This is a genomic window from Streptomyces sp. NPDC020965 (genome assembly GCF_044333555.1).
Taxonomy (GTDB): domain Bacteria; phylum Actinomycetota; class Actinomycetes; order Streptomycetales; family Streptomycetaceae; genus Streptomyces.
In genome coordinates this window covers 350,031-373,107 of sequence record NZ_JBIRRE010000010.1, presented here as the reverse complement: position 1 = coordinate 373,107, position 23,077 = coordinate 350,031, and the positions used below count along the sequence as shown (strand labels likewise).

Below are 23,077 nucleotides of genomic sequence, written 5' to 3'. Positions count from 1 at the left end.
GTCAACCGGCCCCGGCGCACCACCCCACCACCGGCCGGGCTCCGCCTGACAAACTGTCCCCATGCGCATTGTGGTTCTGGCCGGCGGTATCGGCGGCGCCCGTTTCCTCCGTGGCCTTCAGCAGGCCGCGCCCGGGGCGGACGTCACAGTCATCGGCAACACCGGTGACGACATCCATCTGTTCGGGCTGAAGGTCTGTCCCGACCTCGACACGGTGATGTACACGCTCGGCGGCGGCATCAACGAGGAGCAGGGCTGGGGACGTACGGACGAGAGCTTCCACGTCAAGGAGGAGCTGGCGGCGTACGGGGTCGGGCCGGAGTGGTTCGGTCTCGGCGACCGCGACTTCGCGACCCACATCGTCCGCACCCAGATGCTCTCCGCGGGCTACCCCCTCAGCGCCGTCACCGAGGCGCTCTGCACCCGCTGGAAGCCCGGTGTCCGGCTGCTGCCCATGTCCGACGACCGGGTCGAGACCCATGTCGCCGTCGAACTGGACGGCGAGCGGAAGGTCATCCACTTCCAGGAGTACTGGGTGCGGCTGCGGGCCTCCGTGACTGCCGAGGCGGTCGTCCCCGTCGGCGCCGACCAGGCGAAGCCGGCGCCCGGGGTGCTGGAGGCCATCGCCGAGGCCGATGTGATCCTCTTCCCGCCGTCGAACCCGGTGGTCAGCATCGGGACGATCCTCGCGGTGCCGGGCATCCGCGAGGCCATCGCGGACGCGGGCGTACCGGTCGTGGGGCTCTCCCCCATCGTCGGGGACGCGCCCGTACGCGGAATGGCGGACAAGGTGCTCGCGGCGGTCGGCGTGGAGTCGACGGCCGCCGCCGTCGCCGCGCACTACGGTTCCGGGCTGCTGGACGGCTGGCTCGTGGACACCGTGGACGCGGGCGCGGTCGCCGAGGTCGAGGCGGCCGGGATCCGCTGCCGGGCCGTGCCGCTGCTGATGACCGATGTGACCGCGACGGCCGAGATGGCGCGCCAGGCGCTGGCGCTCGCCGAGGAGGTCACGGCATGACGGACGCCCCGTCCTTCGCCGTCCGCGCGCTGACCGGAGTGCCGGAGGTGGGACCGGGCGACGACATCGCCAAGCTGATCGCCGCCGCCGGGCCGGAGTTGGTCGACGGTGACATCCTGCTGATCACCTCGAAGATCGTGAGCAAGGCCGAGGGGCGTCTCCTCGCCGCCGACGACCGCGAGGCGGCCATAGAGGCCGAGACGGTCCGTGTGGTGGCCCGGCGCGGCGCCCTCCGGGTGGTCGAGAACCGGCAGGGGCTGGTGATGGCGGCGGCCGGGGTCGATGCCTCCAACACCCCACCGGGGACGGTGCTGCTGCTGCCCGTCGACCCCGACGGCTCGGCCCGGGCGATCCGCGCAGGGCTGCGCGCCGCGCTCGGGGTGGACATCGGTGTCATCGTCACGGACACCTTCGGGCGGCCCTGGCGCAACGGCCTGACCGATGTCGCCATCGGCGCCGCGGGGGTCCGGGTCCTGGACGATCTGCGCGGCGGGACCGACGCGCACGGGAACCCGCTCGCCGCCACCGTCGTTGCCACCGCCGACGAACTGGCCGCCGCCGGCGACCTGGTGAAGGGCAAGGTGGCGGGGCTGCCGGTGGCCGTGGTGCGCGGGCTGGCCCATCTGGTCGGCGAGGGTGAAGGCGCCCGCGCGATCGTCCGGTCCGCGGCCGACGACATGTTCCGACTCGGTACCTCCGAGGCGGTACGGGAGGCGGTCACCCAGCGGCGCACGGTGCGGGAGTTCACGGACGAGCCGGTGGACCCGGGCGCGGTCCGCCGCGCGGTCGCCGCCGCCGTGACCGCGCCCGCGCCGCACCACACGACGCCGTGGCGGTTCGTGCTGCTCGAATCGGCCGCGTCGCGGACGGAGTTGCTCGACGCGATGCGGGACGCGTGGATCGCGGATCTGCGGCGCGACGGCAAGCCCGAGGAGTCGATCGCCAAGCGCGTGCGCCGGGGCGATGTGCTGCGGAAGGCCCCGTACCTCGTCGTCCCCTGTCTGGTGATGGACGGCTCACACCACTACGGGGACGTACGGCGGGACGCGGCCGAACGCGAGATGTTCGTGGTCGCCGCGGGCGCGGGCGTCCAGAACTTCCTGGTGGCGCTGGCGGGTGAGCGGCTGGGCTCGGCGTGGGTGTCGTCCACGATGTTCTGCCGTGACGTCGTACGCGACGTACTGGGGCTGCCGGACAGCTGGGATCCCATGGGGGCGGTGGCGGTCGGGCACGCGGCGGGGCCGCCGAAGGCGCGGCCGGCGCGGGAGGCTTCGGCCTTCATCGAGGTGCGCTGAAGGCTTTTGCCCGGGGGCTGTGTACGGGGGCCTCGGTACGGAGCCTCGGTACGGGGCCTCGTACATCCCAGCGGCCTGAGGACGAGGGTCCGTCCTCAAGCGCCGGACGGGCTGGATGGGCGGCCCCTCGTGGGGAACCTCAGAGGCGGCCGATGTCGGTGCGCGGCATCTGCGGGACGCGGCGGGCCGGGATCCTGCCGCTGAGCAGGATGAGGCGGGCGGCCCGGTGGCGCTGGCCGGCGTACGGGGCGAGGAGTTCGAGCATCGCCGCGTCGTCCGCGTCCCGGTCGCCGACGAGGGCGTGGCCGACGATGCCCGGCAGATGCAGATCCCCCACGGTGACGGCGTCGGGTGCGCCATTGCTGCGCTGCACTGTCTCGGCGGAGGTCCAGGGGCCGATGCCGGGGATCAGCTCCAGCCGGGCCATGGCCGGGCCCGGCTCCATCGCGGCGGCCTCCTCCATACGGCGGGCGACCCGGACCGCGCGCAGGATCGTGGCGGCCCGCTTGTCGTCGACCCCGGCGCGGTGCCACTCCCAGGACGGGATGAGGGCCCAGCCGCGCGGGTCGGGCATGACGCTCATCCGGGGCGTCGGGCCAGGCGCGGGGGTGCCGAACCTGCCGACGAGGAGTCGCCAGGCGCGGTACGCCTCGTCGGCGGTGACCTTCTGTTCCAGCACGGACGGGATCAGGGACTCCAGCACGAGTCCGGTGCGGGTGAGGCGCAGCCCCGGCCTGCGGTGCCGGGTGACGGCGACGATCCGGTGCCGGGGGACGAAGGCGTCGGGGTCGTCGCCGGCACCGAGGAGGGTGGGGAGACCGTCGAGCAGCCACTCCGCGCCCGGCCCCCATGCCTCGGCGGACACATCGCCGCCGACGCCGGCGGCCATCCGGATCGTCCCGGGGCCCGCGGGTGTGCGGCTGGCGCGCCAGAAGGCCCCGTCGGGGGTGTTCCGGAAGGTGGGGTCGCCGGGTCCGCGGCGGAGGGGGGTGAGGATCAGCCCCAGGTCCACGGGGGCGGGCGGGGTCCAGCTCCGGGTACGGCCCGGGGTGCTCCCGGCGTGGGTGGCGGGGGCTGCGGTGGTACGACGGGGGGTGAAGCGGCCTGACACGGGGTCCTCGGAGGTAGCTGGTCCTTCGAGGGTAGGTGATGGGGGTGACAGGGGGGTCTGGTCTGGTGTGAGTGGGCGGGGCCCAGGTGCGGCCCGGGTGCGGTGCGGGTGCGTGGGTGGGGCCCGGGTGGTGCGGGTGCGGGCGGGGCCCGGGTGCGGTGCAGGTGCGTGGGTGGGGCCGGGGTGCGCTCCGGTGTGGCGGCGGGACTGCATGATTTACGGCGCTACTCGGGCGCCTGTTCTCCGGAGGCGCCTCAGCGCCACAAATCACGCTTTACGTCCCGCCACCACTCCTGCGCGCCCCCCTCCCGTCCTCCTGTGCCCGTTTCCGGTCTGTCTTCCCGGCGCCCTCGTGGTGCCGCCTACTGGTCCGACGAGAAGCGCACCGAGCCGGCCGGCAGCCGCGCGTCGCACCACACCCGCGCGCCCTCCCGCAGCTCGTTGTCCGCACCCACCACCGCGCCGTCCCCGATCACCACATGGGACAGACGGGTCCGCGCGCCCACCCGGGCGCCCGCGCCGATCAGGGACGAGGTGATCACCGCGCCCTCCTCCACCACCGCGTCCCGCAGGACCACGCCCGCGTCGATCCGCGCGCCGGCGCCGACCGTGGCCCCCTCGCACACCACCGTGCCCCCGGTCAGCTTCGCGTCCGGCGCCACCGACGCCGACTCCAGGACCAGCCGGTCGCCGCGCCGCCCGGGGACGGCGGGGGACGGTGCCCGGCCGAGGACGAGGTCCGCCGAACCCCGGACGAATGCCTGGGGTGTGCCCAGGTCGAGCCAGTAGGTGGAGTCGACCATGCCCTGGAGGTGCGCCCCGGAGGACAGCAGATCGGGGAAGGTCTCCCGCTCCACCGACACCGGCCGCCCGGTCGGGATCGTGTCGATGACCGAGCGGCGGAACACATAGGCCCCCGCGTTGATCTGGTCGGTCACGATCTCCTCGGGCGTCTGCGGCTTCTCCAGGAACGCCGTCACCCGTCCGTCCGCGTCCGTCGGCACCAGGCCGAAGGCCCTCGGGTCCGGTACGCGCGTCAGATGCAGGGAGACGTCCGCGCCCGATGTGCGGTGCGTGGTGACCAGCGCCCCGATGTCCAGGCCGGTGAGGATGTCCCCGTTGAAGATCAGGACCGGTTCGTCCGGTCCCGATGTGAGCCGCTCGGCGACGTTGCGGATCGCTCCGCCGGTGCCGAGGGGCTCCTGTTCGGTGACGTACTCCAGGCTGAGACCCATCGCCGAGCCGTCGCCGAAGTACGGCTCGAAGACCTCCGCCAGGTACGAGGTCGCCAGCACGATGTGTTCGACCCCCGCCGCGCGCGCCCGCGCGAGCTGGTGGGTGAGGAAGGGGACGCCCGCCGCTGGAATCATCGGTTTGGGGGTGTTGACGGTGAGCGGACGCAGTCGCGTGCCCTTGCCGCCGACCAGGAGGATCGCTTCTGTCACCTTGTGGTCTCTGCTTCCTGTCCGGGCCGGGGTGGGTCACTCGTTCGAGATCGGCCAGTTTATGCAGTGGGAGGGTGTGCTTTCGCGCGTCGGCGTCGGCGGCTCCCGTTCAGCGGCGTCCCTGGTACTTGGCCGAGACGGTCCGGGCGGTGCCGAGCTTCTTGTAGAGGCGGGAACCGGGGCAGTCGGTGGTGAACCCGTCGCGGTGTCCTGCGATGACGTTGAAGCGGACCTTCTTGCCCCGGTAGTGCTTGCCGCTCCCCCCTGATGTCAGCGTCACCTTGCCCTTCGGATTGCCCTTGAAAAGGCCGATCTTCCAGGCGGTCAGCCGGGCGACGGCAGTCACGGCGGACGCGGGCGGATTGCTGCGACTGTAGGTGCCGAGCACCGCGATTCCCATGCTGTTCCGGTTGAAACCCAGGGTGTGCGCCCCCAGCACCGGCTTGGTCACGCCCCCCGCACGCCCTTCGTAGATGTTTCCGCATTTGTCGACGGCGAAGTTGTAGCCGAAGTCCCGCCAGCCACTGCTCACAACGTGGTAGCGGTAGATACTGCGGAGGACTGAGGGAGCCTGCTTGCAGCTGTATCCGTTGCCCGTCGCGCTGTGGTGGACGAAGGCGGCCTTCACGGTCTTCGTGTAGACGAGCCCCCGCTCCCGCAGCGACTCACGCGCTCCCCAGCCCTTGCGGGTGATGATCCTCGGGCGCGGTCCGATGAACGGCGCCCCGGCGCGGCGGGCGCGCGGGCCCGCGGCCGGAAGTACCGAGGCGGTACGGGGCGGGGCCGTCTCCGCCGCTTCGCCGGGGTCGACGAGTTCCAACCGCAGCCCCTTCGGCAGCCGGGCCGGATCGCCCGAATCGGCCCGTACCCGTACCTCAACGGCATCCGACGCGCCGACCCACAGCGGGGCCGTCGCACCGCGCACCATTCCGGTGGCCCGCTCCCGGGTGTCGGGGTCGGCGCCGTGTTCATGGTTGTGGGTCTCCACGTCCTGCCAGGCGGACCAGGTGCCAGAACCGACCGGGCGGGTGCGGACCTCGACCGAGCCGCGCAGTTCGGCGTCGGGATCGGACCAGACCACGCCGACCATGGAGAAGGCTCCGACGTCGGAGGTGCTGAGCCACCGATCGGCGGACCGGTTGTGGGAGCGGGCCGTCGGTGCCGGGGGGAGGGGGAGCGACTGGGTGGAGCCGGGCACGTCAGGCGCCAGCACCCGGTGAGGGGTCGCGGCCGTCGCGCCGGTCGGGAGCGAGAGCGGGAGTACGAGCGCGGCGCAGGCCGCGACACTGATCGAGGAAGCCATATATCCACGCATACCGAAAGCGTGGGCACGGCCCGGCGACTTCGCCCGCCGAGGGCCGATCGGGAAACCGGTGGTCCGTCGGTCCGACCGGAGGACCCGTCACCGGTACGGCCGTCTGTCCCGGCCGCTCTGCGCGTACGCTAGCGCCGATGAACGCCAGCGACCGTACCCCCGCCGACCTGCTGCGTTCCGCGCTCGCCGCGGACCCCGCACGCCCCTTGGTCACGTTTTACGACGACGCCACCGGTGAGCGCGTCGAATTGTCCGTCGCCACCTTCGCCAATTGGGTGGCCAAGACGGCGAATCTGCTCCAGGGCGATCTCGGCGCCGAGCCCGGCGACCGGCTCGCGCTGCTGTTGCCCGCGCACTGGCAGAGCGCGGTCTGGCTGCTCGCGTGTTCGTCGGTCGGAGTGACGGTGGAGATAGGCGGCGACCCCGCCGACGCGGATCTCGTCGTCAGCGGTCCGGACACCCTGGAGGAGGCCCGCGCCTGCGGTGGCGAGCGGGTGGCGCTGGCGCTGCGTCCGCTGGGCGGGCGCTTCCCGCAGCCGCCGGCCGGCTTCTCGGACTACGCGGTGGAGGTGCCGGGCCAGGGTGATCGTTTCGCCCCGTACGCACCGGTCGACCCCGCCGCGCCCGCGCTCCGGGTCGACGGTCTGGAGCTGAGCGGTACGGGTGTGGTGGAGCGGGCGCTCGCGGACGCGGCCGGGTTGGGCCTAGTCAGCGGGGGTCGGCTGCTGACAGGGCGCGGCTATGACTCCTGGGACGGACTGTCGGCCGGGCTGTTCGCCCCGCTCGCGGCCGGGGGTTCGGTCGTGCTCTGCCGGCATCTCGACCAGCTCGCCCCGGACGCTCTCCAGCAGCGGACCGAGAGCGAGCGGGTCACCGTCACCGCCCGGTGAAAGGCCGCTGAAGTACACCCGGTTGGCACACGCCCGGTCCCGGGTCGTGTCTGACGGATCAGGCTGGGTCAGTGAGCGGGATCTGGTGCATGGAGTCTTGCAAGGGCCCACAAGGACCCAGCCATGGAGTCTCCCCGGGTCCGCAAGGGCCCAGCATGAGGTCTCCCCAGGCCCGCAAGGGCCTAGGCATGGGGCCTCCCCGGGCCCGCAAGGGCCCAGCATGAGGTCTCCCCGGGCCCGCAAGGGCCTAGGCATGGGGCCTCCCCAGGCCCGCAAGGGCCGAGGGGACGGGTCGCAAGGCGGAGAATGGAGTCCATGCGGTGGGGGTACCTCCCGTGCCGCAGGGCCCAGGGGGAGCGTGGTGCCAGGGCACGCGAGCCCCGCAAGATCCGTCAGACACGACCTAGCCCCGGTCTTCGGTCCCAACTCCGTTGGATGATCGGGGATACGTGTGCTTCAACGCACAACCAAGCGCGAGGTTCAGCCGTCTAGCCCTGCGACCGGCGGTCCAGCGCACCGCCGACGGCATGAAGGATGGACGCAGACGTGACCGACAGTGCCGGCACTCCGACCGGCCCGGACGGCCGGGCCGAGAACGAGCACCCGAACGACGCGGAGCCCGGACCCACCACCCCGCCCCCCACGTCCCACCCCGAGGCGGAGACGGAATCAGGCGACGAGGTCGACGGCGACGACGCCGAGCCCGCCGCCGTACCGGAGCCCGACCCGCCCACCGCCGACGCCCCACCCCCGGAAAAGCCGGAAAAGGGTGCAGGGGATGGGGAGGGTGAAGGGGATGGGGAGCACGGGGGCAGGACGCCGGACGCGTCGGCCGCCCCGCACGACGCCGTCCCCCTGGAGGCCAAGGACGCCGCCCCCACGGGCACAGCCGCCGACTCCATCGACATCCCGGACCAAAACCCCGCGCGCAAGCGCCATATGCTCCGCTGGGTCGCCCTCGGCACCTCGCTGGTCCTGCTCGCCGCCTCCGGCGCCGCCTGGTGGTTCTACCGCAAGCTCGACAGCAACATCACCACCGACACCACCGCCGCCGCCGAGCTCCAGACGTTCGAGAAGGAGCGGCCCACCCCGATAGTGCTGGACGCCAAGAACATCCTGTTGCTCGGCTCCGACAGCCGGGCCGGCAAGGGCAACAGCAAGTACGGGCGGGACGAGGGTGGCAGTCAGCGCGCCGACACCACGATCCTGCTGCACATCGCCGCCGACCGGCAGAGCGCGACCGCCGTGTCCCTGCCGCGCGACCTCATGGCCCAGATCCCGAGCTGCCGCCGCACGAACGGCGACGGTGGCCGTACCCGTGCGCAGTTCGCACAGTTCAACAGCGCCTTCGAGGTCGGCGGCGCCGCCTGCACCATCCGTACCGTCGAGAAGATGACCGGTGTCCGGATCGACCACCACATGGTCGTGGACTTCAGTGGCTTCAAGAAGATGGTCGACGCGGTGGACGGCGTCGAGATGTGCCTCAAGAAGCCGATCGACGACAAGGCCGCGCATCTGAAGCTGGCGGCAGGCAAGCAGACGCTCAACGGCGAGGAGGCGCTCGGCTACGTACGCGCCCGCAAGTCCATCGGGAACGGCAGCGACACCGAACGCATGGACCGCCAGCAGCAGTTCCTGGCCTCGCTGGTCAAGAAGGTGCAGAGCAATGGCGTGCTGCTCAATCCGGCGCGGCTCTACCCGGTGCTGGACGCGGCGACGAGATCGCTGACGACCGACCCGGGGCTGGACTCGCTGCGGGACCTGTACGACCTGACCCGCTCGGTCCGCAGCGTGCCGACCGAGAAGGTGCAGTTCCTGACCGTGCCCCGGCGCCCGTACATCGCCAATATCAACCGCGACGAACTGGTGCAGCCGGATGCCAATCAGCTCTTCGCACATCTGCGTGGGGACACCCCCATCACGGTGGTGCCTCCGGGCGACCCCACGAAGGACGAGAAGAAGGGCGACCTGGAATCACCCGACAGCACGGTCTCCCCGAGCCCGTCCGCCTTGCCCACTTTCTCCGGCACCAACGCCGCGGTGGGCACATGCAAGTAAAACAATGACCAAGGCCAGGTTCACACTCCACGCCTATTGGGTGGATTGCCCGGTTGTAAGCGACGTGGAATGTGTCACGGGCGTCGCTCGACCCGGAACCGGGCGGATAGTGTGGCGCGATCCGGTACTCCGACCTCGCGTCGTAGCACTCCTGGATCGAGAGACCGAGCGCCCTTCGGGGGAGGCGCTTCGCGTGGCAGCGACGGAGGATTCAGACAACCGTGGATGCGCATAGCCGTGGGCGGGCGGACGACGTCGACCCCGCCGATCAGTGGGTACTCAACCCGCAGACCGGCAATTACGAATTGCGACTGGACCAATCCGCAGCGCAGTCGTCCCCGGAGGGCTCCCCCGACGCGCCCAGAACCGCCCCGCCGCGGACACCAGGGCCCCGCCAGGCCAAGGGCGGCCGCGGTGCCGAGGCACGCCAATCATCGGAGGGCGGGCGCCGGTCCGCGACCCCGGGCCGCGAGGTGCCCTCGCAGCGCTCCCGGCGCGGTGGCGACGCCTCCGGCGGCGGGACCCTCGCAGGCGTGGGGCGGCGCAAGCGCAAGCAGTCCGCGTCCGGCAAGAAGAAGGCCCTGATGTGGACGGGGGGCGTGCTCGCCTTCGCCGTCGTCGCGGGCGCGGTCGGGGTGTACCTCGTCTACGAGCACTTCGACTCGAACCTGAACACGGTCGACGTCGCGGGCGCGGGCAGCGGCGGCTTCAAGAAGAACCAGGCGGTCAACATCCTGGTCATCGGCACCGACAAGCGGACCGGCAAGGGCAATGAGGCATACGGCGACCGGAACAGCCCCGGCCACGCCGACACCTCGATCCTCTTCCACGTCTCCAAGGACCGGACGAACGCCACCGCGATCTCCATCCCGCGTGACCTGATCACCGACATCCCGGACTGCGAGACCAAGACCGGCGACGGCACCAAGACCATCCCCGGCACGCTCAACACCCGGTTCAACGAAAGCCTCGGTCAGTCGGGCCGTGACCCCGGCTGCACCATGCGGACGGTCAAGGAACTCACCGGGATCGAGGTCGACCACTTCATGATGGCCGACTTCAACGCGGTGAAGACGATGACGACCGCGGTCGACGGTGTCGAGGTCTGTCTCGCCAAGGACATCAACGACAAGGACTCCAAGCTCAACCTGCCGGCCGGCACCCACACGCTGGAGGGCGAGAAGGCGCTGGCGTTCGTCCGTACCCGCCACTCGGTGGGCCACGGCGGCGACCTGAGCCGGATCGAGATCCAGCAGCAGTTCCTCAGCTCGCTGATCCGGAAGATGAAGTCCAGCGAGACCCTCACCAACCCGGCCAAGATGTGGGATCTGGCCGAGGCGGCGACCAGCGCGCTCACGGTCGACACCGGGATAGGCAGCATCAAGAAGCTCCAGACCCTGGGGATGGAGCTGGCGAAGGTGAACCCGAAGAACATCACCTTCACCACGATCCCGGTGCTGGACAACACCGACCGCGTGACCGTGGTACTCAACGAGGCCAAGGCCAAGCCGCTCTTCGCGATGGTCCAGAACGACATCTCGCTGACCGAGGTGGAGGAGAAGGCGAAGGACGCCAAGAAGAAGCAGGCGGGGCTCCTCAACGGGCCGCGCGCGGAGGCGAACAACGTCCGGGTCAAGATCTTCAACGGCAGCGAGACCCGGGGCGCGGCGCTGGCCACCGTGCAGTGGCTCCAGCAGGCCGAGCAGTCCGTCCTGAAGTCGAGCAACGAGGGCAACGCCCCGGCGAAACTGCCCAAGACCACCCTGGAGTACGCGGCGAACCAGGCCGACCAGGCGCGCAAGCTCGCGGATCTGATGGGGCTGCCGGTGACGGCCCTGAAGCCGGGGACGCAGAACGCCGAGGGGCTCGAAGCGATGACGCTGACCCTCGGTGCCGATTTCAAGGGCGCGGGAATGCCCGTCACCGGACCGTCGAAGGCGCCGGACGGTGTGCAGAAGGTCGTAGCGGACAAGCAGGTGTGTGCCAAGTGACGCGGTACTTCCCCGTCGTGGCGCATATGACAGGGGGATCGGGTGCGACAGGACAACGTGCGACGGAAGAATCCGTCCCCCGATGACCATCCAGGCGGCGACCGGGCCCGAACCGTACCCGCCCAGGGCTCCCGGCACGGCGCCCCGGGCCGCGCCGGTCGTGGGAACAAGCGCGGCAAACGCCGGATACTGCGCTGGGTCGCGTCCGTTCTGTCCCTGCTGATACTCGGGACGGCCGGCGCCGGATACCTCTACTACGAGCGCCTCAACGGCAAGCTCAAGAAGGACGATCTGACCCTCGGCGACCGGATGCCGGACCACAGGGTCAACGCCGAGGGCCAGACCCCGCTGAACATCCTGCTCATCGGCTCGGACGCGCGGGACTCCAAGGCGAACCAGAAGCTCGGCGGGGCGAAGGAGACCTTCGGCGGGCAGGCGCTCGCCGATGTGCAGATGCTGCTCCACCTCTCGGCGGACCGCTCCAACATCTCGGTGATCAGTATGCCGCGCGACACGGTACTGAAGATTCCCCGCTGCGAGGACCCCGACACCGGCAAGGTCTACCCCGCGACCGGCTGGACCCTGACGAACGAGTCACTCGGGCGTGGCGGTCCCGGCTGCACGGTGGCCACCTGGCACGAGCTGACCAAGATCACCATCGATCACTTCATGATGATCGACTTCGCGGGCGTGGTCTCCATGGCGGACGCCATCGGCGGCGTCCCGGTCTGTGTCGACAACAACGTCTACTCGCGCAACAGCAAGGGCGAGGGCTCCGGCCTGCGGTTGAAGAAGGGCACCACAGCGGTCAAGGGCGAGCAGGCGCTCCAGTGGCTGCGCACCCGGTACGGGTTCGACGACGGCACCGACCTCTCCCGTACCCGCGGACAGCACATGTACATGAACTCGATGGTGCGGGAGCTGCGGGAGAACACCAAGCTCACCGACCCGAACAAGCTGCGCAAGCTCGCCGAGGCGGCGATCGACGCGGTCACCGTCGACAAGAACATCAACTCGGTCAAGAAGCTCTTCGACATCGGCGACGCGCTGAAGAGCGCGCCCACCAGCCGCATCACCATGACGACGATGCCGAACTTCTACACGGAGCGGCCGGGCTTCCGGGGCAAGGTCGAGCCCAAGCCGGACGAGGCGGAGCAGCTCTTCCGGATGGTGCGCGAGGACATTCCGCTGGACGGCAAGGGCGTCCCGAAGAAGAAGGCGACACCGCCGCCCGTCTCCAAGGACCCGGCCGCCGCTCCCGCCGAGATCCCCGTACGGGTGCTGAACGGCACCAGCGGGGACGGGGCCATCGCCGAGAAGGGCAGGGCCACCACGGTCGCCACGCTGCTCCAGAACAAGGGCTTCACCCAGGCGGTTGCCGACCCGACCAGGAACCCGCAGCGGACGACCGTGATCCACTACTCCAACGTGGAGCTGGAGGGCGACGCCCAGGCGGTCGCCAAGGCGTTGGGGATACCGCCGACGGCGGTGAAGAAGTCGACGGAGTCCACCGGGATCGAGCTGATCGTGGGCGCGGACTGGCGGCTGGGCGACGCCTTCCCGAAGACGGTCGTCAAGGAGAACAACACCACCCCGACGTCGTCGAACCCGCTCAATGGCGAGTCCACGCCCTGCATGAAGGTCCAGCCGGGATTCATCTGGTAGCGGGCCCTGTCGGGGGGCCCGGCTCGTTCCGTGGCCGACGGCTTCCGTACGGGTGCAGGGCTGTGGACCGATTCCGTACGGAGTGGGGGCGGCCCGGTCCGCCCCTGCCCGTACGGGGGTGAGGCCGGGGGCCGGTTCCGTACGGGTGTGGGGCGGTGGGGCCGGGGGTGTCAGGCCGCTGACTCCGTGCGGACGGACGGGCGGCGGCTCGCGATGACCTTCTTCGCCAGCGCGCGGGGGCTGGTCAGAAAGCCGAAGCCCCACGACATGTGCATGGTCGCCAGGGCCACCGGGATCCGGAGCCGCGCCGCCAGCGGCAGGCCCTTCCCCGCGGGGATCGAGCCGGCGACGATCGCCGCCAGATAACCGCCGGGGATCACCAGCGCCCAGGGGGTGACGGTCGCGCCCACCACCAGTCCCGCGGCGATGGCGCAGACGGCCACCGGCGGGGCGAGGTAGCGCAGGTTGATGGAGCCCTGGTGGTAGCGGGCGACCACATGCCGCCAGCGGCCGTAGTCCTTGTACTGCTTGGCGAGCGCGCGGACGGACGGCCGGGGGCGGTACTGCACCCGCAGCTCCGGCGAGAACCAGATCAGCCCGCCCGCCTCGCGGATGCGGAAGTTCAGCTCCCAGTCCTGGGCGCGGATGAACTCCACGTTGTAGCCGCCCTGCTGCTCCAGCGCCTCGCGCCGGAAGACACCCAGATACACGGTCTCGGCGGGCCCGGCGGTGCCGCCTGTGTGGAAGGCGGCGTTGCCGACGCCGATCTTCGAGGTCATGGCGGCGGCGACGGCGTGCTCCCAGTCGTTCTCGCCCTCGGCGTGCATGATGCCGCCGACGTTCTGCGCGCCGGTCTCCTCCAGGAGGCGGACGGCGGTGGCGATGTAGTTCGCGGAGAGCATTCCGTGGCCGTCGACGCGTACCACGATCGGGTGATGTGAAGCCTTGATGGCGGCGTTGAGCGCGGCGGGCGTGCGCCCGGTGGGATTGGGGACGGTGTGGACGCGCGGGTCCTCCCGTACCAACTCGGCGGCGATCTCGTCGGTGCGGTCCGTGGACGGGCCGAGGGCGATCACCACCTCCATTTCGCCGTCGTACTCCTGCTCAAGGATGTGACGGACCGAGTTGCGCAGATGCCGCTCCTCATTGAGGACCGGCATGATCACGGAGACAGGCGGCATGGCGTTCATCGGTCGCCACGTTACCGCGAATGGGGGACACGGACGCGCGGCGGCCGGTCGATGTGACGAGTCGCCGATCGTATGGGCCTACCGTGTGCTCGATTACGCCTGGTAGCCGCGTTCCGCGAGCAGCCTCCCAGCCCGCCACCTCGTCGCACCCCACTGTCCCCACCTGTCCGCCACCTCGTCACACCCCACCGTCCCGCCCTGTCCGCCGCCCGTACCGTGCCGCCCGCGGAGGTGTCCCTCGTGTCCATGCCGCCCCGCTCCCCCCGTCCCCGGCCGAATCCCCGGCCCCGGACCAGACGGCCGGTGGTCACGAGACCGCGCTGGGGCCTGCGGGTGGCGACCACGCTGTCGGTGCTGGTGCTGGGCGCCGGTGCGATCGGGCACGCGGTGATGACGAGCCTGGACACCGGGATCAGCCGGGTGGACCCCTTCCGGGACATGAAGAACCGGCCCGAGGCCGGGCACGGCATGAATCTGCTGCTCGTCGGCACCGACGGCCGGGACCGGATCACCAAGGACGAGAAGGACAAGTACCGGCTCGGGGGCGCGCCCTGTCACTGCACCGACACGATCATGCTGGTGCACATCTCGCGGGACCGGGAGCGGGCGAGCGTGGTGAGCCTGCCGAGGGACAGTTACGCCGAGGTCCCCGCGCACACCGACCAGAACAGCGGCGAGCGGCACCAGGCGCATCCGGTGAAGTTGAACGCGGCGTACGCGGAGGGCGGTCCCGCACTGACCGTCCGCACCGTCGAGCAGATGACGAAGGTGAAGATCGACCACTATCTGGAGGTCGACTTCACCAGCTTCATGAAGACGGTGGACGCGCTCGGTGGGGTGAAGGTCTGCACGACCCGGCCGATGAAGGACAAGTACACCGGGCTGGACCTGGCGGCCGGCAGCCATGAGCTGGACGGCGGGCAGGCCCTTCAGTACGTGCGCTCACGCTCGGTGGACGGGGCGTCCGACCTGGGGCGGATGCAGCGCCAGCAGCGCTTCCTCGCGGCGTTGATCAAGCAGGCGACCGGGAGCGGGATTCTGCTGAACCCGATGCGGTTCCGGACGGTCGCCGCGACCATGCTCGGCTCGGTACGGGCCGACAAGGGGTTCGGCGCGGACGAGATGTTCGCGCTCGGCCGGGCGATGCGCGGGTTCTCGGCGGCGTCGTCGGAGTTCACCTCCGTACCGCTCGGGACGATGGGGCCGGTGAAGGGGATCGGCTCGGCGGTGAAGTGGGACACCGCGAAGGCCGAGCGGCTCTTCCGGATGATCCGCGAGGACAAGCCGCTCGCTGCGCACCGCCGGGCGACGCCGGGGGCGACGCTGGTGGATGTCGCCCCGCAGCAGATCCGGGTGCAGGTCTACAACGGGACCCGGGAGGACGGTCTCGGCCGGAAGGTCGACACCGCGCTGCGCTCGACCGGCTTCCTCACCACCCGGACCCCGCTGAACGGCACCGCCACCGACGTGGCGCGCACCTTCGTCTCGTACGACCCCCGCTGGGACCGGTCCGCGCGGTCGCTGGCGACGGCGCTGCGCGGGTGCGAGCTGCGGCCCACCAAGGGGCAGGGGCAGACGCTGCGGGTGACGGCGGGGGCGGACTACCGGGGTGTGGCGCCGGTACGGGCGCGGGACGCCCGGCAGGGCGAGTTCGGCGCGGTCACCGGTGACCAGGTGACCTGCCCGTAGGCCGCCGCTGCCGGGGGGACCCCGCGTCGCGCGGGGATCGGTCGTCGCGCGGGGATCGGTCGTCGGGGCGGGCCAGTCCTCGGGGCGGATCAGTCGTCGAGGCCCTCGGCGGCGCGCTTCTCGCGGAGCTCCTTGATGGCGCGGCGCCGGGCCAGCCGGTGCGTACGGCGGATCTGGGCCTCCTGGTAGCGGCGCCGGTCGCGCTCGGTCTCGGGTATCACCGGGGGTACGGGGCGGGGCTTGCCGTCGCCGTCGACGGCGGCGAAGACGAGATAGGCCGAGCCGACCTGCTGGGCGGGGGTGGACTCGTTCCACCGCTCGGCCAGCACCCGGACACCGATCTCCATGGAGGACCGGCCGGTCCAGTTGATCTGAGCCTTCACATGGACGAGGTCGCCGACCCTGACCGGCGCCAGGAACACCATCTCGTCCATGGAGGCCGTGACGGCGGGCCCCCCGGAGTGACGGCCCGCGACCGCGCCCGCCGCGTCGTCCACCAGCTTCATGATCACTCCGCCGTGCACCGTACCGAGGAGGTTGGTGTCGCTCGCGGTCATGATGTGGCTGAGGGTGGTGCGGGACGCGGAGGTGGGCTTGCCCGGAATAGGCGAATCCGAGTACTGGGCCTGATCTGTCATAGCGTCCACCCTATGCGGGGGTGTGACCCCCGTGACCGGGCGGAGGCACGCCCGCCGCATTGCATCAGCTTCGCAACAGGCCCGGTCCGATTCGCCACCCGCCCTGTCGGGGGCGGAGTGTGGCCCGGCACACTTACCGACATGAATGATTGGCCCGAAGGATACGGACGCGGCAGCCAGGGCTCGGAGCCCGAGGGCGCTCGCTCGATGCCTCATGTGCGGCGGCGACCGGTCCCGCGGCAACAGTCGCAGGGGTACGGGGGCGGATACGGCGACGCCCCCCACGGCAACGCCCCGTACGACAGCGGGTACAACACGGGCCAGGTCTACGGCACCCCCTCGGGAGGCCACGGCGGCGGCCAGCACCCGCCGGGCGCCCCGGTCGGCCCCCCGCCGCCGCCCTCGGGTCCGCCCCGGCCCGCCCCGGACTGGCGGCGCCGGATCAAAATCGGTTCGCTGGTGCTCGTCGGGACGCTGCTGGTGGTCTCCGTCGGCACGTACTTCTGGGCGGACGGCAAGGTCAAGCGCGAGGTGGATCTCGCCAAGGTCATCGAGCGGCCGGGTGACGACGACTGCACGACCTATCTGATCGTCGGCTCGGACAGCCGGGAGGGCATGTCCTCCGAGGACAAGAAGCGGCTGCGCACCGGGTCGGCCGAGGGCAAGCGCACCGACTCGATGATGATCCTCGCCAACTGCTCCGGCGGTAAGACGATGATCTCGCTGCCGCGCGACTCCGATGTCGAGATCCCGTCGTACAAGGGCTCGGACTCGGGCAAGGTCTTCCCGAACCAGGGGCGCCGGGTGAAGCTGAACGCCGCGTACGCGGAGGACGGCCCCGAGCTGCTGGTCCGCACCATCGAGCACAACACCCACCTGCGGATCGACCACTACGCGGAGATCGGGTTCGCGGGCTTCGCCAGCATCGTGGACGCGATCGGCGGGGTGGAGCTGGACATCCCGAAGGCGTTCAAGGACAAGAAGTCGGGCGCGGATTTCCAGGCGGGCAAGCAGTCGCTCGACGGCGAACAGGCGCTGGCGTTCGTACGGACCCGGTACGCGTTCGGCGAGGGGGACCTCGCCCGGACGAAGAACCAGCAGAAGTTCCTGGCGGCCCTGGCGAGCCAGACGGCGACGCCGAGCACGGTGCTCAACCCGTTCAAGCTCTATCCGGTGATGGGCGCGGGCCTCGACACGCTCGTCGTGGACAAGGAGATGTCCCTCTGGGACCTGAGCCAGATGTTCTTCGGGATGAAGGGCGTCACGGGCGGCGACGGCACCTCGATGAACATGCCGGTCTCGGGCAGCCGGGGCGGGAACCTCACCTGGGACAAGGACAAGGTGGCGCGCATCGTGGACCAGATCCAGAAGGACGAGAAGGTGACGGTGACCGGCAACTGACCGGTCCCGGTCCGGCACCGCTCCGGTCCGCTACCGCTCCGGTACCGTGGAAGAACGATGGTTCTCGCGGGACCGGACGCTCCGGGGGCTGCTTCCCGGGGCGCACGCGCCGGAGGGCGGGTGCGCCCAGCCCGGGCGGAGTCCGGTGCTCCCGGCAGCTACTCCCGGGGCCGGGCGGGGCGAGGGGCTCGCGGACGAAAGACTGGGTGATTGGGCATGGACGCGGAGACCGCTGAGCGGCGCGTGCTGGAGACGGCGCGCGCGCTGTTCAACGAGCGCGGTTTCCAGGCGGTCGGCATGGACACGATCCGCACCGCGTCCGGCGTCTCCCTGAAACGCCTCTACCAGGTCTTCCCGTCGAAGGACGCCCTGGTGGCTGAAGTGCTCCGGCGCCGCGACACGGAGGTCCGCGACGGCATCGCGGCCCATGGCTCCGCGCACGCCGACACCCCCGGCGAGCGCGCCCTTGCGGTCTTCGACTATCTGGCCGACTGGTTCGCCCGGCCCGACTTCCGGGGCTGTGTCTTCATCAACGCGTACGGGGAGATGGGCGCCGTCACCCCGGGCGTCGCGGACCTCGCCCGCGCCCACAAGACGGCGCTGCGGTCCTATTTCGCCGACCTCACCACCGAACTGGGCGCCCCGGCCGCCCTCGCCGACCAACTGACGATCCTGGCGAACGGCGCGATGGCGACGGCGGGCATCACGGGGGACCCGGGGACGGCCCACCAGGCGAAGGCGGCGGCGCGGGTGCTGTTGGGGGCGGCGGGGGTGGACCGGCTCCAGGACTGAGACCGCGCCGGGGCCCGGCGCGTCCGGGGCTCCCACGGGTCGACCGTTCGCACGGTTTCCCGTTCCGTCAACCGTGGCCCCTTGCTCCTCAGCGCTCGAAGCCGGGAGCATCGGGACATCGCGGGGATCCGGCAGCAGGTGAGAGGGGAACCAATGGCCGTGAAGGTAACGAAGCTGGTCAGTACGTGCGAACTCAAGGATTGTCCGACGCTGTACGCGACGGACCGTGACACCCTCCTGGTGCAGGGTGAGACTCCGCCTGACCACGGCCTGAGGATTCCCGCTCATGAATCCCTCGTGGAAATCCCCATGGATCTCATCCGGAGGGCCATCCGTGACAAGCTCATCTAAGAATCTCGGCGATCTTTTCGGTTCATTCAAGCACGAAGCGTTCCGCCTGGAAACCCTGGACGACTACAGTCGTTCAGGAAACACCGATGCGTACCGGGCATTTCTGGCAGGGGAGCGGCAGCCGGACGGCTACAACTCCGAATGGGTAAAAGAGCTTCGGTCGCTCACAAGCCAGGGAAAGCGCGTCCATCGCGTACACATCGTGACCCGTCCACTCACCGAGTATCTCAGGTACGAGCTGGGGTGGGGCTATCAGAAGAACTCGACCGGAGGAGAGGAGTTCTTCATCCTCGACACCACCGAGCAGCCCAACCCACTGAAGGGCGTGCCGGATTTCTGGATCTTCGATTCGGCGGACACGGCCGTCATGCGCTATGACGACCAGGGGGCTTTCCTCGGGGCAGATGTGTTGCCACTGGATGATTCCGCGGAGTTCGTACGATACCGTGACGCAGCTCTCGCGCACGCGGAACCGTTCACCGACTGGTGGGCCAAGTACGGCGAGTGAACAAGGCGCAAATTGGAACCGCGCTGCGGGCATTGCGAAAGGCATCCGGAAAGGAAGCCAAAGCAGTGGCCCGCAGCGCACTCATGTCTCCGTCCAAGCTGTCCAAGATTGAGAACGCCAAGCTGACCCCGAGCACGACGGACGTTGAGCGCATCCTGACCGCCATAGGCGTGTCCCCTGCCGTCAAGGAGGAGTACGCGGAGGCGGCACGGGCGGCAGCCACCGAGACGACAGCCTGGCGCCTCTTGAAGCGGATCGGCGTTCACAAGGGCCAACAGACCGTCAAGGCGCTCGAAGCTCAAATGTCCGTGCTTCGACTCTTCCAACCGGCTATGGTTCCCGGCCTGCTCCAGACACCGGAGTACATCCGAGCCGTTTTGCAGCGCCATAAACTCACCGAGGACTCACTCACACGCACCATGGCCGGCAGGCTTGACCGCCAGGAAGTCCTCTACGACGGAACCAAGTCGTTGCACTTCATTCTTACCGAGCCCGTTCTCCGGTGGCAGATCGTCCCGCCGCACATGATGGCCGCTCAGCTCGACCGGATCGTCTCAGTGTCACGGCTTCCCCATGTGGATATTCGAGTAGTCCCCATCGGGGTGCGACAGCATGACATAGCCAACCACTCATTCGTCATCCGAGATGATCGAATGGTCACGATCGAAACAGTCCATGCGGAGGTTGTCGTCACCGACCCGAAAGATGTCGACCTGTACATCAAGAAGTTCGACGGTTTCGAACGGGTAGCTCTCTCCGGAATCGAGATGAGGAACATGGTCGATGGCATCCGAGACGGATTCTTGCGGGAACGGGAAACAGACTAGAGCGCACCCTCTGATCAGTCGATACTGAAGGCATCGACAATCCGGAAGGCAGCCGATGCGGAACGCGATCGACCTGTACACCCCGCCGGAACCCGGCATGATGGAATGGCAAGACGTTTGGTCGCAGCGTCGCACGGGCCTGGAGAAGAAGCAGAACGAACTGGCCGGGTTCGAGCGATCGGCAACCGATTTCCGGTACTTCCTGCTCTCCATGGTGACGGGCCTATTGGCTACCCCCGAATATGTGAGGGCGAGCCTGGCCGACATCCCCGGCGACCACAGCAAGGCCATCGCGAAGAAGTTGGAGCGGCAGGCGGTTCTTCACGATGCCGCGAAACGGTTCACGTTCATTCTGACCGAGCAGGCTGCCAGATGGCCCTACCTCCAAGGTGCAGCCATGGCCATGCAGATGGACCATCTGGTCTCGGTGAGCCGTCTGTCGAATGTCCGTCTCGGAGTGATTCCACTCGCCGGCCATATGCCCGTCGCCCCCCTCAGTACGTTCACGGTCTATGACACGCGAATAGCGACGGTGGAGACCGCTACCGGAGTAATGGTATTTCGAGACCATCGCGATGTTTCCGCGCATCTGAATGAGTTCGCCGTCTACGAGGAGTACGCCCACTTCGGGCAAGAGGCGAGAGAGTTGCTTTCCTCATGGGGCAGTCACTGCCGTTCATGACCTTCTACCCGACAACGCGAATAACGCTGGATTCCCCGGCTTGAACGGTCGAGGATGATTGCACGCCGACTGAAGAGAGAAGCGCAGGCCGCTTCCTCCGCCCATGGGTCGGCGATCTTCAGCACCTCACAGGAAGGCACACCCATGCCCGGACCCGACCTGTACAGCCTGCCTATCGACGGAGCCGAGTACTTCAAGGCGTGCGGAGGCAATACCCACCCAGATGGCGAGTCGTGTGTGTCCCTCTCAAAGATTGGCGAGGGCGCGTGGGCGCTGGCTGACAGCAAGCGGCCGGACATGGCGCCGTTGCGCTTCACCACCGAGGAACTGACCGCAGCCGGGATCGACCCGGCGCGCTTCACCGACTTCGGCTGACCGACCACTCACACCGATCGGCCGCCGCCGCTCTCCGAAGGCGCGGCGGGGGCCGCTTCAACCGCTCTGGACGAGGATCGTCAGTTGCACCACCACGGCTATCTGTGGACCGGCTCCAAGCAACGGTTCGACGACGAGGCGCTGCGGAGACCCGTACACCCCGATCCGCCCCCGGCCGACGGCAAGCCGGAGCTGATCCAGCGGTACAAGGAGGTGAAGGCGGAGTTCCCCGTCGTGGATCTCCCGCCGATCGAGACCTCGTACTGGCTCATCAAGCCCGGGAAGCTCGTCCACGGCACCTGGGAGGAGCCGAAGGAAGCGGCGGAGTGGCTCGGGGAACGGCTCGCCGATTACGCGCCCCGGTTCGCCTCCGGGTCGGACCGTGACCGTACGCGACTGGTGATTTTGGTGAACTCCGCTGCCGAAATACTCGGCCGGGGCGGGGACGTGGCGCACGGCTGGTATCTCGAACGGCCCTCGTATCTGTCGCTGGCCCTGGTGTGCTGCTCCCCGAACCGGGCCGTGCCGGAGCTGGACTGCCCGATGCGGTAGTCCCCGCCCACGAAGAAGCCCCGGCCCGAAAGGGGCCGGGGCTCGTTGGTGCCCGGAGGTCCCGCTACGGGAGGTTGCGCGCCATCACGATCCGCTGGATCTGATTCGTGCCCTCGTAGATCTGGGTGATCTTGGCGTCGCGCATCATGCGCTCGACCGGGTAGTCGCGGGTGTAGCCGTAGCCGCCCAGCAGTTGGACCGCGTCGGTCGTGATCTCCATGGCCGCGTCGGAGGCGTAACACTTGGCCGCCGCGCCGAAGAAGGTCAGGTCGGCGTCGACGCGCTGGGACTTGGCGGCTGCGGCGTAGGTGAGCTGGCGGGCCGCCTCCAGCTTCATGGCCATGTCGGCGAGCATGAACTGGACGCCCTGGAAGTCGGCGATCGCCTTGCCGAACTGCTTGCGCTCCTGAACATAGCCCTTGGCGTAGTCGAGGGCGCCCTGGGCGATGCCGAGGGCCTGGGCCGCGATGGTGATGCGGGTGTGGTCCAGGGTCTTCATGGCCGTGGCGAAGCCGGTGCCCTCCGCGCCGATCATGCGGTCGGCGGGGATGCGGACGTTGTCGAGGTAGACCTCGCGGGTCGGGGAGCCCTTGATGCCGAGCTTCTTCTCCGGGGCGCCGAAGGACACGCCCGGGTCGGACTTCTCGACCACGAAGGCGGAGATGCCCTTGGAGCGCTTCTCCGGGTCGGTCACGGCCATCACCGTGTAGTACTCGGAGACGCCCGCGTTGGTGATCCAGCGCTTCACGCCGTTGAGGATGTAGTGGTCCCCGTCCCGTACCGCCCTGGTCTTCATGCCCGCCGCGTCGGAGCCCGCGTCGGGCTCGGAGAGGCAGTACGAGAACATCGCGTCGCCCTTGGCGAGCGGGCCCAGATACTTCTTCTTGAGGTCTTCGGAGCCGGCGAGGATCACCGGGAGCGAGCCGAGCTTGTTCACGGCGGGGATCAGGGAGGAGGAGGCGCAGACGCGGGCGACCTCCTCGATGACGATGACGGTGGCGAGCGCGTCCGCGCCGGCGCCGCCGTACTCCTCGGGGACGTGGACCGCGTGCAGATCGCTGGCGACCAGCGCGTCCAGCGCTTCCTGCGGGAAGCGGGCCTCTTCGTCGACGGCGGCGGCGAAGGGGAGGATCTTCGCTTCGGAGAGCGAGCGGATGGCGTCGCGGAGCGCATCGTGCTCCTCGGAGGGGCGGTACAGATCAAACCCCGAGATACCAGACTTACCGGTCACGTTGCTCACTCCCCAAAGATGCTAACTACCGTTAAGTAACTAATTTTAGTTGC

The 23,077-nt window shown here is 69.6% G+C and carries 21 protein-coding genes; 15 read left to right on the top strand and 6 right to left on the bottom strand.

Annotated elements, in window-relative coordinates:
* Window positions 1–61: 61 nt before the first annotated feature.
* Window positions 62–1,018 carry a 2-phospho-L-lactate transferase gene (cofD, locus tag ACH4S7_RS28845; RefSeq protein WP_398524236.1) on the top strand — a complete coding sequence of 319 codons (957 nt, stop codon included), beginning with the start codon at window positions 62–64 and terminating at the stop codon, window positions 1,016–1,018.
* A complete protein-coding gene (locus ACH4S7_RS28840) occupies window positions 1,015–2,313 on the top strand; it encodes a coenzyme F420-0:L-glutamate ligase (protein WP_398524235.1) in 1,299 nt (432 codons plus the stop codon). The genes cofD and ACH4S7_RS28840 overlap by 4 nt, the downstream gene beginning before the upstream one ends.
* 139 nt (window positions 2,314–2,452) lie before the next feature.
* Here the strand turns inward: ACH4S7_RS28840 and ACH4S7_RS28835 are convergent, their stop codons facing one another.
* From ACH4S7_RS28835 to ACH4S7_RS28825, 3 genes are all read right to left on the bottom strand, one after another.
* Window positions 2,453–3,424 (bottom strand): DNA-3-methyladenine glycosylase family protein, encoded by a 972-nt coding sequence (locus ACH4S7_RS28835; RefSeq protein ID WP_398524234.1) that lies wholly within the window; start codon window positions 3,422–3,424, stop codon window positions 2,453–2,455.
* A 362-nt stretch (window positions 3,425–3,786) separates the two neighbouring features.
* Entirely contained in the window at window positions 3,787–4,869 is a 1,083-nt protein-coding gene (locus ACH4S7_RS28830) for a sugar phosphate nucleotidyltransferase (RefSeq protein ID WP_398524233.1), read from the bottom strand.
* Between the two features lie 109 nt (window positions 4,870–4,978).
* Window positions 4,979–6,184, bottom strand: a complete 1,206-nt coding sequence (locus ACH4S7_RS28825; RefSeq protein WP_398524232.1) for a peptidoglycan recognition protein — start codon at window positions 6,182–6,184, stop codon at window positions 4,979–4,981.
* 137 nt (window positions 6,185–6,321) lie between these two features.
* Between ACH4S7_RS28825 and ACH4S7_RS28820 the strand changes: the two genes are divergently transcribed.
* From ACH4S7_RS28820 to ACH4S7_RS28805, 4 genes are all read left to right on the top strand, one after another.
* Window positions 6,322–7,074 (top strand): TIGR03089 family protein, encoded by a 753-nt coding sequence (locus tag ACH4S7_RS28820; protein ID WP_398524231.1) that lies wholly within the window; start codon window positions 6,322–6,324, stop codon window positions 7,072–7,074.
* 546 nt (window positions 7,075–7,620) lie between these two features.
* Window positions 7,621–9,132, top strand: a complete 1,512-nt coding sequence (locus ACH4S7_RS28815; protein WP_398524230.1) for an LCP family protein — start codon at window positions 7,621–7,623, stop codon at window positions 9,130–9,132.
* A gap of 221 nt (window positions 9,133–9,353) precedes the next feature.
* A complete protein-coding gene (locus tag ACH4S7_RS28810; protein ID WP_398524229.1) occupies window positions 9,354–11,123 on the top strand; it encodes an LCP family protein in 1,770 nt (589 codons plus the stop codon).
* Between the two features lie 42 nt (window positions 11,124–11,165).
* On the top strand, window positions 11,166–12,788 hold the full coding sequence (locus ACH4S7_RS28805) for an LCP family protein (RefSeq protein WP_398524228.1): 1,623 nt from the start codon (window positions 11,166–11,168) through the stop codon (window positions 12,786–12,788).
* Between the two features lie 170 nt (window positions 12,789–12,958).
* Here the strand turns inward: ACH4S7_RS28805 and ACH4S7_RS28800 are convergent, their stop codons facing one another.
* On the bottom strand, window positions 12,959–13,978 hold the full coding sequence (locus tag ACH4S7_RS28800) for a glycosyltransferase family 2 protein (protein ID WP_398524227.1): 1,020 nt from the start codon (window positions 13,976–13,978) through the stop codon (window positions 12,959–12,961).
* Window positions 13,979–14,305: 327 nt separating this feature from the next.
* Here ACH4S7_RS28800 and ACH4S7_RS28795 point away from each other — a divergent pair, with 327 nt between their 5' ends.
* On the top strand, window positions 14,306–15,667 hold the full coding sequence (locus ACH4S7_RS28795; protein WP_398524271.1) for an LCP family protein: 1,362 nt from the start codon (window positions 14,306–14,308) through the stop codon (window positions 15,665–15,667).
* Between the two features lie 89 nt (window positions 15,668–15,756).
* Here ACH4S7_RS28795 and ACH4S7_RS28790 read toward each other — a convergent pair whose 3' ends face one another.
* Window positions 15,757–16,305 (bottom strand): acyl-CoA thioesterase, encoded by a 549-nt coding sequence (locus ACH4S7_RS28790; RefSeq protein ID WP_398524226.1) that lies wholly within the window; start codon window positions 16,303–16,305, stop codon window positions 15,757–15,759.
* A 141-nt stretch (window positions 16,306–16,446) separates the two neighbouring features.
* Here ACH4S7_RS28790 and ACH4S7_RS28785 point away from each other — a divergent pair, with 141 nt between their 5' ends.
* From ACH4S7_RS28785 to ACH4S7_RS28750, 8 genes are all read left to right on the top strand, one after another.
* On the top strand, window positions 16,447–17,706 hold the full coding sequence (locus ACH4S7_RS28785; RefSeq protein ID WP_398524225.1) for an LCP family protein: 1,260 nt from the start codon (window positions 16,447–16,449) through the stop codon (window positions 17,704–17,706).
* Between the two features lie 216 nt (window positions 17,707–17,922).
* On the top strand, window positions 17,923–18,498 hold the full coding sequence (locus tag ACH4S7_RS28780; RefSeq protein ID WP_398524224.1) for a TetR/AcrR family transcriptional regulator: 576 nt from the start codon (window positions 17,923–17,925) through the stop codon (window positions 18,496–18,498).
* A gap of 159 nt (window positions 18,499–18,657) precedes the next feature.
* Window positions 18,658–18,849 carry a hypothetical protein gene (locus ACH4S7_RS28775; RefSeq protein WP_398524270.1) on the top strand — a complete coding sequence of 64 codons (192 nt, stop codon included), beginning with the start codon at window positions 18,658–18,660 and terminating at the stop codon, window positions 18,847–18,849.
* On the top strand, window positions 18,833–19,357 hold the full coding sequence (locus ACH4S7_RS28770) for a DUF6879 family protein (RefSeq protein ID WP_398524223.1): 525 nt from the start codon (window positions 18,833–18,835) through the stop codon (window positions 19,355–19,357). The genes ACH4S7_RS28775 and ACH4S7_RS28770 overlap by 17 nt, the downstream gene beginning before the upstream one ends.
* Window positions 19,354–20,184, top strand: a complete 831-nt coding sequence (locus ACH4S7_RS28765) for a helix-turn-helix domain-containing protein (RefSeq protein ID WP_398524222.1) — start codon at window positions 19,354–19,356, stop codon at window positions 20,182–20,184. Before ACH4S7_RS28770 ends, ACH4S7_RS28765 begins: the two co-directional genes overlap by 4 nt.
* A 55-nt stretch (window positions 20,185–20,239) precedes the next feature.
* On the top strand, window positions 20,240–20,866 hold the full coding sequence (locus ACH4S7_RS28760) for a DUF5753 domain-containing protein (protein WP_398524221.1): 627 nt from the start codon (window positions 20,240–20,242) through the stop codon (window positions 20,864–20,866).
* Window positions 20,867–21,010: 144 nt separating this feature from the next.
* Window positions 21,011–21,241 carry a DUF397 domain-containing protein gene (locus tag ACH4S7_RS28755; RefSeq protein ID WP_398524220.1) on the top strand — a complete coding sequence of 77 codons (231 nt, stop codon included), beginning with the start codon at window positions 21,011–21,013 and terminating at the stop codon, window positions 21,239–21,241.
* Window positions 21,242–21,325: 84 nt separating this feature from the next.
* Complete coding sequence (locus ACH4S7_RS28750) at window positions 21,326–21,793, top strand: hypothetical protein (protein ID WP_398524219.1); 468 nt, start codon at window positions 21,326–21,328, stop codon at window positions 21,791–21,793.
* Window positions 21,794–21,857: 64 nt separating this feature from the next.
* Here ACH4S7_RS28750 and ACH4S7_RS28745 read toward each other — a convergent pair whose 3' ends face one another.
* Complete coding sequence (locus ACH4S7_RS28745; protein WP_398524269.1) at window positions 21,858–23,006, bottom strand: acyl-CoA dehydrogenase family protein; 1,149 nt, start codon at window positions 23,004–23,006, stop codon at window positions 21,858–21,860.
* Window positions 23,007–23,077 lie beyond the last annotated feature (71 nt).